A 13,902-nucleotide genomic window follows, 5' to 3' on the forward strand; every position below is an offset into this window, starting at 1 on the left:
CGCGCTGTACGCTGAACGACTGAGCATCGATGAAACGACTCTTCACCCTATGCTTGCTGCTGGTGGTGGCGCTGGCAGGCTGCAATCTCGGCATGACCGATGACGCCGGCCCGGCAACTATACAGCCGCGCCCGCAGATCACCGATCAGCCGCTGCCGACGCTGGGCTACAGCACGCAGATTCCGCAGGTTGGCGGCACGCCGGCCCCGACGCCGATCTCGCAGATTTCCGGCGCCCAGCTCTACACGCTGCTCAATCAGGTGACGGCCAACAGCCTGCTCAATACGATCACAACGCTGCAGAACTTCAAGACGCGTCATGTCAACAGCACCCAGTCTTCGGCAACGGAGGGAATCGGGGCAGCAGCCAATTGGCTGTACGGCGAGTTCCTCAAGATTCAGGATCAGTCACGCGGGAACCTGCAGGCGTTTACGCATCCGTTTCGCGCGACGTTCAACGGGCAGACCACTGACCAGCGCAACATCGTCGGCATCATCAACGGCACGCTGCCGAACACACCGGCCATTGTCATTGGGGCGCATTACGACAGCCGCACCGACGACTTGACCGACGCGACCGGCGTTGCGCCGGGGGCGGATGACAACGGATCAGGCGTTGCCGCCGTGTTGGAGATGGCGCATGTCCTGAGCCAACTGCGCCCGCGCAGCACGATCATTCTCGTCCTTTTCTCGGCAGAAGAAGTCGATCGGCAGGGCAGCAAAGCGTTCGTGCGCGACTACATCAGGTTCTACAACATCCCCGTGCGGGTGATGATCAACATCGACACGGTGGGCAGTACCAACGACCGCTTCGGCAACGTCAACGACCGTGAACTGCGTATCTTCAGCGCCGGGCCGGACACGTCGCCCTCGCGCGACATGGCGCGCATGATCGACTTCATCACCGATAACCACAGCACCGACCTCAAGCTGATCTTCGTCGAGGACATCGACCGCGAAGGCCGCTTTGGCGACCACTTCTCGTTCAGTGAAGCCGGCATCCCCGCCGTCCGCATCATCGAGGCGCTAGAGGACAACGTTAACCGCGAAGGACGCGACTGGGTTCAATACGTCGAGCCGGAGTATCTGCGCAAGAGCGTCCGAACGTTGACCACGATGGTGCTGGCGCTGGCAGACGGCCTACCCTACCCCGAGACAGTTGTGTTGCGTGACAACGACGATGGAACGCGGCGGCTTGTCTGGGAAAGGGTCGAAGGCGCGACGGGTTACGTAGTCGCACTCCGTTTTCCAAACGATGTGACGTTTGAGCAGCAGTTCCCTTCCAGCCCGGAGATAACGGTCTACGACTGCGACTGTTTCACAGCCGATCGATATCGTAGTATCGCCGTCGCCGCGATCAACGAGAACGGGATCATGGGGCCGCTGTCGCCCGAGGTCGTCGTCCCGTAGTATGGAGCACGCCTCATGGGCATACGCCTAGATTGGGAGTCCGATTCGGCGTCGGCGGGCAAGTCCGCATACGTCGCCACGGAAGACCCCGCGCTTAAGCGCAAGCGGGCTGCGGCTCGCGCCAAGTTTCTGCTGGTGTTCACCGGCACAGCGATCGTATTCGGCGTGCTCGCGCTGGTCGTCACGTGGCGGTTGAACGAGGCCAACGCCTACATCGAATCACTGCTGCGCGACACCGTCGAGGCCGAATTTGCTGCGATGCGTATCGGCGACTGGAACGCGTTCAGCAGCATCCAGCGCAGCGCGTCCGAAGAGTGGCTAGCCGAGCAGCGCGCGCTCTTCGATGATGTGCAGATCGAGAAGACCAAAGGTACAGTACAGCTCGATGGGGCCGTGCGCTCCATCGATGTCGACGGCACGCGCGGCCGCGTGCTGGTTGATTGGGTTCGCAATGGCGTTGCCATCACACAGGCGTGGTTCTACTGGCGCTACGACGACGGCTGGCGGCATGTGCCCTCCGACCTGACGTTCTGGGGCGAACCGACCGAGCTGCGCGGTACCCTCGTCACCATCGCGCACCGCACGGTGGACGCCGCGCTCGCGCAGACGATGGGCGTGCGGATCGAGTCGTGGATTTCGAGCACGTGCGGCCCGATCCTCGAGTGTGGCGACCTACCGCACATCACGCTCGACATCCGGCCCGACTTCTACCTGACGACGCAGTGGGATGCCCAACAGCCGTGGCGGCTTCTCGTACCGTCTCCCTATGTCGGCGGCGCGTCATCGGCGGTGCCATTCAGCGGCGCGCTGCTGGTCAGCGTCGCGGACGCGATCGCGACGCGGCTTGTCGCGGTCTCGCTGGCGACCAGCCAACCGTACGATCCGGCTACGGATGCGGGTTACATCGCCAATGGTGTACGCCAGTGGCTCGTCGCGCGGTACGCCGGCTACGAGGCGGAGAGCTCGCCGATCGCCAGCCTTGCTGCCCAGCGTGGAACGCCTGCGCTCGGCCAAATGCTGCGCGCGCTATCGCCGGACTCGTCACTGCAAGTGCTCCTCGACGCAATGGGCACGACCGGCCCAAACAGCGGCGAGATCGACTGGCGTGACTTCATTCGGTACCGCATCGTGCTAGAAGCATCGCTGGTGGCGCGCGGTGACCCGAGCGTGTCGCGCCTGTACATCGAAGAGCTGCAAAGTCGCGCGACCGAACAGCGCATCGATCCGTCACAGCCGGTCGACGTGCGGCTGGCGCAAGCCGTGACCGCTCCAGACGGCTCACCTGCGCTGATCGCCTCCGTGATTGTCGGCGAGGGCGCAGACGCACGCGAGGAGTCGGTGTACTACTACTGGCGCGACGGGACCTGGCTGCGCGCCAGCTAAGCGGAACCGCGCAAGCGCCGTAGGCCATCGCGCACTGCGCCGCGCACGACCGCTGCGGCCATCAAGCCCGGCGTGAGCAGGCGCACCGCCTCAGCCGGCACCTGACGCGTGATGTAGCGGCCCATGACCTGTTTCAGAATCGGGTCGTCGCCCATCCAACGCGCCATCAGGTCGGTCATCGGCTGCGGTATCGTGGTATACAGGCTGGCTTGAACGCGGTCGAGCAACTGGCGATACATGCTGTACGTGCGAATTTGCACCGTCTCGTCGTACCATTCGAGCGCGTGCACCCAATCCATCTCGCCATCTCGCCACTTACGGATCGCCCAGCTCAGCGCTTTTGCCGTGTACACCGCGTTGTAGATGCCCTGCCCGTCCAGCGGGTCCTGCTGCACCAGCGCATCGCCGACCAGCGCCCATCCCGGCCCGCCGGCCTGCCGGTAAAGATTGCCGATGCGCTTGATGCCGCGCACGGACGTGACCCTCTCGGCGCCTTGAACACGGCGCCAAACGTCAGGCTGCTGTTTCAGGAACCGTAGATACAACGCCTCGCCGCTGTCTTCCTGTGCCTCAAAGATGTCAGATCGACCTTCGACAACGACGCCGCAGGTACCGTCAGCACTGTCCATCAACAGGTAGCCGATTCCCGGCTCGCCGCCGTACGCGGCCGCGACGGCGCTGCCGTCGTCGAACGGCGCCGTGCCGCGCCAGTACGCGTAGAGGATGGAGGTCGGATGCTCGTCGTGGCGCAGACGTTCGGCGGCGTTCATCTTGCGCGCCACTGTGCTGTAGCGTCCGTCGGCGCCGATCGTCAGCGTGGCGATAATGCGGTGAGTCGTCCTGTCCGGCGCGGTTGCGATCACACCATACGCGCGACCGTCTTCCACGATGACGTCGGTCACCGACCAGCCCGTGCGCCCGTCGACGGTGGGCATCGCCGTCGCCGTGTCCCACAGCGCCGCATCGAAGCGCGCGCGGTCGACGGCATAGGCATAACGGCGTCCTGCATATTCGGGAAGTTCAAAGGGGATCGTCACGCCTGCGCCAAGCGACTGTACCATGCGGGCAATGCGCGGCGTACCGGCCGCGTAGGCCGACTCGTCTGCACCAATCTCGTCAAGCATTTCAAGCGTGGATGCGTTGATCAGCGGACAGCTTACCGCTGGAAGACTTGGAAACGCGGCACGCTCCAAGAGAAGCACGCGCAGCCCTTGCCTGCCTAAACGCGCCGCCAACGTCGATCCCGCAGGTCGCCCACCGACAATGATCACATCGTAATCAGGACGCACGTTTAGCCTCACGATCTTTCTTGGTCATGCCGCCAAGCGTAGCATCAATCGCTGAAGCGCAGATGAACTGCAGCGAAATAGAAAGCGGCCCGCGAGAATCGCAGGCCGCTGAATGCGTGAGTGTCTCACGGGCTTAGTCAGGCCGGCAGATCCACTGGTCCGTGGCGCGTTCGTAGCTGATCAGCTCGGCATCGCTGAACCAGATCGGGACTTCGCGCGCGGCGTCATCTGCGTCCGCCGAACCATGAACGATGTTGCGACTGATGTGGATTGCGAGATCCCCGCGAATCGTCCCGGCAGGAGCCTCGTTAGCATGTGTGTCGCCGATCGTTAGACGGCATGCCTTGATTGCATCCAAGCCTTCCCACACCATGGCAACGATCGGCCCGGACATGAGGTAAGTCACCAACCCGGGATAGAACGGCTTTTTGATGTGCGCGACATAGTGCTTCTCGAGGATCGCCTCGGTCGCCTGCATGAACTTCATGCCGACCAGCTTCAGGCCGCGGCGTTCGAAACGGCTGATCACTTCGCCGATCAAGCCGCGCTGCACGCCGTCGGGCTTGACCAGAATTAGGGTACGCTCAACCATGATGACTCCTGTATCAGACATAACAAACGGGCCTGTTCAGCCCGTTTGCGTTCGGGTTCCTAATGGTGAGATTATAGCAGGTTGAGCGCGGCGCGGTAAGTGTCGAGCGCCTGCTGCAGCTTGCCACGGCGCAACAGTACGTCGCCGTACACGCGCAGCACTGCCGGGTTGGTCTTGTGGACAGGATCGCGCGTCACCCGCTCGACATCGATCTCGACTTCTTCCAGTGCAACCTCTGAGCGGATCAGCCGATCGTACGAGTCGAGCATCGCGTTGACGTCGCCGAGTTTAAGGCTGGCGCGCGCCTGATTGATGACGTTGGCTGCCTCTGACAGCGGGATCGCCGCAAGTCGTTCGGCCGCCGGGCGGGTTGGTTCGCTGCGGCGCGGGGCCGCCGTGCTCGGGGCCGGCGCGATGATCGGGGACGGCTCGGCCGGCGCTGCGTCAGCCGACGGTTCAGGATTGAGAATCTTGTACTCTTCCGTGCTGAGCGACTCGGACAGCCACGATGGCACAGTCCCGACTTCGTCGGACTCTAGCTGCGCCTGTTTCAACCAATCCGGCAGTTCGTCCTCGAGATTGACCGGTGTCGGCATCGCGGTCGACATCGCCGCGCCTTCGTCAATCGTTGACTCATGCTCCATCCAGCTCGGAATCGACTGCGGTTCTCCCGGTGGCAGCTCGTCCTCGACAGGCAGGTCCGCTGTTTCCAACTGAACTGCTGGCATTTCGACGGACTCAGGCTCATCTACTTCAGCCGACGACACCGGCTCGGTCGCGGCGCGCGCGGCCTCGACTTCGTGCGCTGCAGAGTCGTACCATGCCGCCAAGCGCCCCGTATCGGTCAGTCGCTCTTCGCGTTCCAATTCGAACGCTTCGACCCACGGATCATCCATTTGTACGCGGATCGCGCCGGTGTCGAGCGGTACAACCTCGATATCGCTGAAGTCGAGCTCGGGCGCTTCTTCGGCGGCCGGCTGTGCCGACATCTGGTTGAACATCTCTTCGAACTCGGCGCTTTGCTCGTCACTGACCGGCGCCGTGAGCCAATCCGGCAGATCGCCAGTCTCGGCCAACTCGGCGTCGGTCGGCGGAGGACCGACCTGTTCAACCAGCCAGCTCGGCAGATCTTCCTGTACAAGCACGGCCTCGTCATCGAGCGCCTCGGCCGCCTCTTCGTCCTCGTCAACGACGTCTTCGCGCTGAATACCTTGATCGAGCAGCGACCCCATCCACGCTTCTACGTCTTCAGGAGGTACATCCGCTCCGGTCTCCAGCGCATCGCTAACGTCGCCGAGTCCCGGCACTTCGATCGTCGGCAGTGCCGAGCGCACGGCAATCCCCGCCGCTACGTCGACATCGCTCGGCTCGTCATCCTCACGTACACCGAGATCATCGTCGCCGATGCGGTCGAAGAACGCATCGAGGTCGTCGCTGGCATCCAGCACTTCCTTGCTGGCGGCGGCTTGCTCGGCCAATCTTTCCATCGACTGCGTGTCGGCGAAGTCTGACAGCCAGTCCATCGAGTCGTTCAATACCGCCGATACCGCCGAGTCTTCGAGGATGTCGGAGTCTTCCAGCAGCATCTCCTCATCCATCTCTTCGAACGCGTCGGCCTGACCCTCGATGCCAAATTCGAGGTCTTCCTTCAGGGCCTCGGGTTCGTCGACTTCCGGCTCGCTGACAAGACTTTCGAGCCACTCAAGCTGATCGTCGGCGGCGGCAGGTTCGAAGTCGTCCAATCCTTCCAGACTACCGAAATCCAGCGAATCCAATGCACCGAGGTCTGGTGCAGCCTCAAGGTCCGGCATCCAGTCCTCGGCGATCTGACCTGCGTCGGAGATACCGCTCAGCGACGCCAGAATGTCGTCAGCTTCGGGTGCTGTTTCGACGGCGTCCTCACCGATCGCGTCGGGCAGCTCGAACTCGTCAGCTTCCGACACGCCGCTCAGTTCAGCAAGGAACTGCAGCGGATTGGTCGCGTCCGACTCGGGTTCGAGCTCGGGTTCGTGTTCGGCCTGCGGCTCGGGCGCCCCCTTCGTTTCGGAGCGCATCGCAGCGATCCGGGCCGCCCGAGCTTCGTCCTCGACCGCTTTCTTCTGTGCCCACACCTCCGGATCCATGCCATACGGGATATAGCCCGGTTCGTCAATTTCGACTGAACTCGGGTCGATTTCAGGGACGTCCATATCGGCCGACGTGGTCAGGCCTTCGGTCGCGCCTTGCCGCTTGGCGAGGGCCTCCATCCACGCCATCATCTCCTCTGGCGTCATGGAGTCGAAATCCGGCATGTTCTCCATCAAACGTTCCTCTCAGCGTCCCCGAACGCTAGTTCGTCTGGGCGTCGTCGTCGAAGCGCAGCCAATCCGGAAGCGCGTCGTCGTCGTTGTCCGCCGTAGCGACCGGCGCGCTGGTCTGCGTCTCGTCGCGCAGCACACGCAGCCACACGGGCGGTTCGTCAAACGGGAATCGTATCGACCTGCGCGAGGGCGCACCGACCTTCGGCGGCGCCAACTCTTCATCGACGATATTGGTCAGCCAGCTAAAGTCGCTCTTGCCTCCGTTGAAGAATTCGCCACTTTCATCGGAGTCGGCGTCTTCCTGTGCACCAACATTAACCTCCAACCCCGGCACCATAGCGTTAAGCCAGTCCGGCGAGTTGGCGGCGGAAGCGGTCAACGTCTCATCGACAGGCGGTTCGGGCTCAAGCAGGTCTGCGTCGTCCAAGATTTCTCCCGAGAGTTCCTTCTGCACTTCAAGCTGGCCGGAAGGCACGTCGGCATCGAGCATGGCGGCGACCGGCGTGCCGAGTTCAAGCTCGTTGTCCGGCTCCAGCTCGAGCGTCTCTACTGCCTCGGTCGATTCCTCGCCCTCGATGTAGCTCAATTCGTAGCTGGGCTCGCCGGCGTCCTCAAGCTCGGACTGAATGTTGGTGGCGTCGCCAATCACGTTCTGGCTGTCGTCCAGCCATTCCAGATCGCCCGAGTCCGCCGCGGCTTCATCAGCGGCAGGTTCGACATCCTTCAGCCAGTCGGGCGCATCGTCGTCAGGCTCGGCGGCCATGCGGCCCGTGTCAACCTCGGAGAACCAGTCGGGTTCCTGAGGGACGGGCACCGAATCCGCCATCTCCTCGTCTTTGTCCAGCCAATCCAGCGCTTCGTCAGCGGCTTCCGAAGCAGCTACTGCACCAGCACCCGCCGCTGTGAGCCAATCGGGGATGTCGCCATCTTCCGCTTCGGCATCTGCGGCCACAGCCGCAGGACGATCGGAATCGTCTTCGTCGACGGCGTTCAACCAGTCGAGTGATTCGCCGGCGGCGTCGGCGGGTTCACCTATCGCTTCGGCCGCTTCTTCGTCCGCCGAAGTGAGCCAGTCGAGCGATCCGTCCACCTGTTCGCCGGCTTCGCTCGCGACCTCGGCAGCGTCCTGCCCTGCTGTGTTCAGAAAGTTCAGAAAGTCGTCATCCGCGGCTTCGTCCTGTGCCCCGGTATCGCCCGTGACCCCGGACGGCTGCCACTCGGGCGATTCATCTGCGGCTTGCGCGGTCGCGGGCGACCAATCGGTTGAACTGTCTGCGTCGTCCTCTGCGCTGTCTGTTCTGGAGTCCGCCTCGTTCAAGGTGGCCATCCAGTCCGGCATTTCGCCGGAGTCGGCTTCACCCGCTTCCGCGGCGACATCTGCGCTGTCCTCAGGCTTGACCTCGTCCGGCGAGTCGCCGCTCAAGGCAGCAGCGCCAGCAGCGGCCGCCCCGGCAACGCCGATCCAGTCGGCCAGCTCAGAAACGGCGTCACCAGCTTCGGCCGGCTGATCTGGCACGGCATCACCCTCGAACGATTCGGGTTGAATCGGCATCGGTTCGACATCGTCCGATGCTTCCGCTGCCGGTTCGGCCTCGCTAAACAGCCACTCACCGGCCTCGTCAGCCGCCTGTGCCTCAGGCTCGGGCGACTCATCACGCAGCGCTGCTATCCAGTCCGGCACGTCTTCGCCTTCGATTTCATCTGCGCCAGGGTCCCAAAGGTCCGAAACGTTCGGATCATCCGCGGCAGATAAAGCCGCAGCCTCGGCCGCATCCACTGGATTCGACACTTGAGCGAGCCAATCGGGAATCGCTTCGTCCTCGTCTTCTTCTGAAGTTGGCGCTGCATCCCAGTCGATGTCGTCAGATCCCGAATCGGCCGGCGCCGTCGCCATCCAGTCGAATTCCTCCTTGGCCTGCGGGGCTTCGGGCTGAACGTCGCTGGGTTCGCTTTCAGGCTCTTCGCGCGGCGCTTCGTGGTCGCTCATCGGGCTGTCTCCCTCTACGTTTTCGCCATCTGCCTTCATAAAGGCCAGCAGTCCGGTCATACCTGTCGATGTCGCTGTCGGTTCTTCAGTCGTCTCCGGCGTCTTGCGGGGTGCGGCCGGGTCGACCAGCGCCTCGGTCGGCTTGTACGTGACCTCGACGACCTCGTCCACCAGCTCTAGCCCGTCCTCTTTTGCCCACGCGAGCGGGTCGGCCTCTTCATCGGTCTCGCCTTCAACCGTGACGCCCGCTTCCTGCATCCATGCGAGCGGATCGGCTTCAGCGGCATCCAGTTCGACGCCGTCTTCGACATCAAGCGCATCCGACCAGCGACGGCCCGGAGTTTCCTCGCCTTCGACCATTTCGATGTCGTCGTGTTCGCGCAGCCACGCGAGCGGATCGGAATCACTTTCGTCGGTCGCGCCAGCCTCAACGGCGGCCGCGGGTTCGATCGACTCGTCAAGTTCGCGCGCGACATCGCCGGAGTACGCTTCAAGCTCGCCGGTCGGGCTGAGCAAGTCCTCCAACTGCGGCATATCGTCTTCGCTTGCACCCTCAGACGCATACACTTCGTGATCGACCGTGCCGCTGCGCATCCACGCAAGCGGGTCCTCGGGGTCGATGTCGGCGACTTCGGGCGCGACGTTTTGCTCGTCCTGCTCGCCTGCCGCCGCCAGTAAGCCGGTCAGGCCGGTTCGCTCGGCTGAAAGGTCCGGGCGGGGTTCTTCGGTATCCAGATCGCCGAAGGCAGTGAAGTTCTTCAGGAATTCGTCGAAGTCTTCGATCGGCTCGGCATCCGCTTGAGCGTCGATCGCCGACATATCCAGCCAGTCCTCGGCTGCGGGCGGGGTCTCAGGCTCGGCGGCGGCCATTTCAGTCGTCGCGCGCTCCTGTTCCGCCTTCATCGTGGTCATCGACGGCAGCGTATCGCCTTCGTCGGCGGCCTGATCTTCGATCCACTGCTCGACCTCTGGCGTGACGTCCTGCGCGGTGCTCCACGCCGGCACGTTGTCGACCGTCGATTCGTCGGGCGCTTCCGCCCATGACAAGTCGAGATTCGCGTCAGCTGCGGGTTCGCTCTGCGCTTCGTCTTCGACTGGAGTCATCCAGTCGAGGTTGAACTCGCCATCCTCGGCCGCGGATTCTCCCTGCGCCGCGTCTTCGGCCGGTGTCATCCAGTCGAGATCGAACTCGCCGGCTTCTCCGTCCGCGAGCTGTTCGGCGGGTGCGGCACCCATTCCCGAGTCCACGGGTTGTGCACTGTCGGCAGTTTCGGCAGGCGTGGCAGGCTGCTCTTCAAAATTGAAATCTATAGGCTCCGCGGCTGCCTGATCCAACCAGTTGAGGTCGTCCGGCATTTCAATGGCATCGGCTACCCAACCCAAATCCCCAGCGTTGTCCTGATCTAGAACAGGCTCGGCCGACTCGAGCCAATCCGCGGTGGGTTCCGGCTCGGCAATCTGGTCCTCGGCTTCACTTGCATCGGCGATCACATCCAGCCAATCTGGCTGCGCGGCGGTTGATGCCTTGTTCGAGATCGCCCGGAAGTCGTACAGGGGAAGCGTAAACGTCCCGTCTGGAGGCGGGCCGCCTGATGCGATTTCATAAGCCACAAACGGGTCGGCGGATTCAACGCGCGAGATGAACTTCTGCGCGTCGCTGGACCGCCCCTGCTGCTTCCAAAACTCGGCAAGCAGCCGGTTGGCTTCGATGCAATCCGGCATCTTCTTGATGACATCTGTGGCAGACCGTGCGGCGTCGATTTCTGACCCGGACGACTGGTAGATTTGCGCGCGCAGCAGTTCCAGATCCGCGCGGCCCGGCGCGGCGTCAAGGGCGCTCTTGATCGTCGCCAATGCCTGATGCGCCAGACCGCTGCGCCACTGCTGGCGTGCGATCATGTAGGCTGTCTGTGGAAGTTTGGGGTTATGCTGCTCGCGAAAACTGCGATTGGCGTCGATCAGCAGATGGATGACGTCCTGATTGGTTGGTTCGTGCTCAAATGCGCGTTCGAGCAGCGCAATCGCCCGCTCACCATCGCCGCGCTGGCGGGCGACCCAACTCAAGCCCACATACGCATCCGTGCTGCGCGGGTCCATCCCGAGCACTTGCGTGAACGTGTTTTCCGCGTCCTTGTAATGACCGGCTTCGATCTGCGCCTTGCCCAGACGAACGAGTGCTTGCAGGTTGCGGGGAAACCGCGAGAGTATGTGCTTGGCGTGCGCTTCCGCTTCCTCGTAACTCCGCCGTCCCAGCAGATCATCCAAGTGGGCAATATAGGCTTTGAGCGTAATGTCCGCCATGAGTGTGTATGATCCCGCTGGTTGAAAATCACACGGTGCGTTGAGTATAACACAGACATTCGCACACGGCTCACAACCTCTCAATGGTATGACAAGATTGTTTTCCCTCGTAATTCTATTCGGTATCGTCGCCGGAACCCTCGGCGCACAGCCCGCCCCACCGACACTTGCGGACTTCTGGGATGGACGCGCGGATTGGGAACTGATCGCGGTCGACGTCGGGCTGCCAGTCGGTGAGTCCGATACGCTGCAACTGAGCGAGAACCACTTTCGATCGTACCTGCACGCCAGCACGCAGTCGGCCGGCGTAGTCGATCAATGCGGTGAGCCGGTCGCGTTCCCCGGGTGCTTGACGGTGTGGGAAAGCGCCGACGGCGGCATGAGCTTCAGCCTGCCGAACGCCGTTTGCCAGATGCCATGCGGCGCCTGCCCGTGCGACGATGCACGCGATCACACGTCCAGCACACGCGCGGCCCAGCAGTATCCCCGCGTGGTCTTCGACGGCGAGCAGTACTTGATGGCCTATGAATGGCACGCTCAAGTTATGCTGCGCAGGTCGCACGACGGGCTGGTGTGGTCGGACTGGTCGTACCTGCTGACCCCCGGTGGCACATTCCCGTCCAGCTTTGCGCCGTGCAGCGAGACCGAACGCATCGGCCCGCATCCGAATATCCGCGGCCAAGCCGACGACTGTCTGATCGGCGCGCCTCCGGGCCTGTACGTGGAAGGCGATACCGTCTATGTGTTCGCATCCGCGGGTTCGGCCCCCGCACACCTGCGGTGCTACAAGGGAGATCGGCGCGGCGATCTCTCTCAGCTCGAACTCTGCGACACCGATCCGCTGTTTGGCGGCGCACGCGAATACGGCCCAGTCGACCTCCGTGGGGCCGACGCAAACGCCTACTTCGACTTTCGTTATGTGTCGTCGGCCGATGTGCTCAAAGTCGGCGACCGCTACTACATGAGCTACGAGGGCATTCGCGGGCCGGAGTACCTCGAGGCGGGCATGGATACCCAGTACGGGCTTGGCTTTGCGCGCTCGCTAACCGGCGAGATCGACGGCCCGTGGGAGACTTTTCCGGGCAACCCCGTGCTTCAGGACATCGGGTTCTGGGTCGGAATCGGCCACGCCGACCTGCTGATCGTGGACGGCGAAACGCGCATGTACACGCAGACCGGCCCGGAAACGCGCGGGCTATACCGGCTCGTCTGGGTGTAGCGGGTTCAAGTGCGGGAACGTCAGGTTCGGGTTTCGAAACGGGATGAGGGCCATCGTGACGGCAGGCGCATAGTAGTCGGCGCGGGTGATCGCGTCGCCAGTAAGTAGGCCGATCGCGCCGTTCTGCTGTTTGCTGTTGCTGCGACCGAACACCTGATCGTCGGCGTCGCCCATCTCCATGCCCTGATCGATCAGCCGGGCGACTTCCAGCGGCACAAGGAACTGGCCGGTGCACGCCGTCCCGACATGCCCGCCCTCGCTCACAATTGCAACCCACGCCATCGCATACATTTGGCCGCTGTGGCGTTCGACGCCCCCTTCGATACCCACCGCAAACGGGGCATCCGGAAACGCATAGTGCGCCTGCCAAGCCCGGTTGAGCGCGCCGGTCAGCGTCTCCTCGATCCCAACCGGCTGATCCGACACGCCGGACGGCACGCTAAATCCCACAGCCTGAACCGTGCCATACAGCGGCGCGAAGCCCCGCACGGTGCTTTCCAACTTCACCGGATTGGTCGAAGCGACCACGATTTCCATAGCGTCACCCCACCAACGTCAACGCACGGACAAAGAAGAACATGCCGAGGCCGGCCTGAGCGAACATCGACGCTCGGGTCGAACCGGTCACCGCGCGAACTGCGCCGATGTAGATCCCGGCAAGTACCGGCAGGATCAGCGTGTACCACCACGCGATCCAATCCGCGCCGCCGGGAGTCGAGTATGCGACAAGGTGAAAAATGCCATACCACAGCGCGGTGATCAAGAAGCCCTGCACCGGGCCAAGCGTCGCGCGCAGTGCCGGATAAGCCACGCCTCTGAACACCAATCCTTCGGCCACGGGCTGAAACACAACCATCAGAAGACCGGCCAGAATCCACGTCGGGATCGCGTCGCCGCCAAACGGAAGCGGAAATGGGTTGAACAGCGGCGTGAACTCGGCGACAACCGAAGGCGTACCGGTCGCAAGCAGGCTGACCAGATCCAGCGCCGCACCCGCGCCGAAACTCAACAGCAGGATTAGCGGCCATCGTCCGATCGCCTGCGTAATCCCGAGTGCGGCGCCGTCCTGCGCAGTGCGGTTGCGCGTCAGCGTCAGATACAGCGCGATCAGGGTCAGGCCGATCACCCACGCGAGCACGACCCGGAACGGCGTCTGTTCACCGAACAGCGTCACGATCGTCGTGCCGATAATCACAGCCGCGAACGCCCCGATCGTAATGAGCGCGGCATAGATCACCGACCATGGCGGAGGCTGCTGCGGCCGGGCAATTGCCACCAAAATCTGACGGATCATCAAGTTACTCCTGCTCGTCCTTCACGACCGATAGCGTACCCGAACCGCGAACCGCCCGCAATCGCGGTCACAGTCCACTCATTCCGGTGTGCTATCCTCAATCCTTTGTGAATTACCCTAAAGTGCCA

The 13,902-nt window shown here is 63.0% G+C and carries 9 protein-coding genes; 3 read left to right on the top strand and 6 right to left on the bottom strand.

The window, feature by feature from the left end:
- Positions 1-29: 29 nt before the first annotated feature.
- Both IPM16_09730 and IPM16_09735 read left to right on the top strand, forming a co-directional pair.
- Positions 30-1,409 carry a M20/M25/M40 family metallo-hydrolase gene (locus IPM16_09730; protein MBK9123382.1) on the top strand — a complete coding sequence of 460 codons (1,380 nt, stop codon included), beginning with the start codon at positions 30-32 and terminating at the stop codon, positions 1,407-1,409.
- 15 nt (positions 1,410-1,424) lie between these two features.
- Complete coding sequence (locus tag IPM16_09735) at positions 1,425-2,792, top strand: hypothetical protein (protein MBK9123383.1); 1,368 nt, start codon at positions 1,425-1,427, stop codon at positions 2,790-2,792.
- Here IPM16_09735 and IPM16_09740 read toward each other — a convergent pair.
- The 4 genes from IPM16_09740 to IPM16_09755 form a co-directional block, all read right to left on the bottom strand.
- Positions 2,789-4,081 carry an FAD-dependent monooxygenase gene (locus IPM16_09740; GenBank protein ID MBK9123384.1) on the bottom strand — a complete coding sequence of 431 codons (1,293 nt, stop codon included), beginning with the start codon at positions 4,079-4,081 and terminating at the stop codon, positions 2,789-2,791. The two genes, IPM16_09735 and IPM16_09740, sit on opposite strands and share 4 nt — an antisense overlap.
- 133 nt (positions 4,082-4,214) lie before the next feature.
- A complete protein-coding gene (gene ndk, locus IPM16_09745) occupies positions 4,215-4,673 on the bottom strand; it encodes a nucleoside-diphosphate kinase (protein ID MBK9123385.1) in 459 nt (152 codons plus the stop codon).
- Positions 4,674-4,744: 71 nt separating this feature from the next.
- Entirely contained in the window at positions 4,745-6,973 is a 2,229-nt protein-coding gene (locus IPM16_09750) for a hypothetical protein (GenBank protein ID MBK9123386.1), read from the bottom strand.
- A 28-nt stretch (positions 6,974-7,001) separates the two neighbouring features.
- Positions 7,002-11,261, bottom strand: a complete 4,260-nt coding sequence (locus IPM16_09755) for a tetratricopeptide repeat protein (protein MBK9123387.1) — start codon at positions 11,259-11,261, stop codon at positions 7,002-7,004.
- Between the two features lie 97 nt (positions 11,262-11,358).
- Between IPM16_09755 and IPM16_09760 the strand changes: the two genes are divergently transcribed.
- Entirely contained in the window at positions 11,359-12,480 is a 1,122-nt protein-coding gene (locus IPM16_09760) for a hypothetical protein (GenBank protein ID MBK9123388.1), read from the top strand.
- On the opposite strand, the gene yjjX is transcribed toward IPM16_09760, so the two are convergent.
- Complete coding sequence (yjjX, locus tag IPM16_09765; GenBank protein ID MBK9123389.1) at positions 12,457-13,017, bottom strand: inosine/xanthosine triphosphatase; 561 nt, start codon at positions 13,015-13,017, stop codon at positions 12,457-12,459. The two genes, IPM16_09760 and yjjX, sit on opposite strands and share 24 nt — an antisense overlap.
- Positions 13,018-13,021: 4 nt before the next feature.
- On the bottom strand, positions 13,022-13,774 hold the full coding sequence (locus IPM16_09770; protein MBK9123390.1) for a CPBP family intramembrane metalloprotease: 753 nt from the start codon (positions 13,772-13,774) through the stop codon (positions 13,022-13,024).
- Positions 13,775-13,902 lie beyond the last annotated feature (128 nt).

It is taken from the genome of Candidatus Flexicrinis affinis (genome assembly GCA_016716525.1).
GTDB lineage: Bacteria > Chloroflexota > Anaerolineae > Aggregatilineales > Phototrophicaceae > Flexicrinis > Flexicrinis affinis.

Excerpts from the sequence above, each read along its gene's own strand:
- IPM16_09750 (MBK9123386.1), bottom strand. The coding sequence starts at position 6,973 with ATGGAGAACATGCCGGATTTCGACTCCATGACGCCAGAGGAGATGATG.
- IPM16_09770 (MBK9123390.1), bottom strand. The coding sequence starts at position 13,774 with ATGATCCGTCAGATTTTGGTGGCAATTGCCCGGCCGCAGCAGCCTCCG.
- ndk (MBK9123385.1), bottom strand. The coding sequence starts at position 4,673 with ATGGTTGAGCGTACCCTAATTCTGGTCAAGCCCGACGGCGTGCAGCGC.
- yjjX (MBK9123389.1), bottom strand. The coding sequence starts at position 13,017 with ATGGAAATCGTGGTCGCTTCGACCAATCCGGTGAAGTTGGAAAGCACC.
- IPM16_09755 (MBK9123387.1), bottom strand. The coding sequence starts at position 11,261 with ATGGCGGACATTACGCTCAAAGCCTATATTGCCCACTTGGATGATCTG.
- IPM16_09730 (MBK9123382.1), top strand. The coding sequence starts at position 30 with ATGAAACGACTCTTCACCCTATGCTTGCTGCTGGTGGTGGCGCTGGCA.
- IPM16_09735 (MBK9123383.1), top strand. The coding sequence starts at position 1,425 with ATGGGCATACGCCTAGATTGGGAGTCCGATTCGGCGTCGGCGGGCAAG.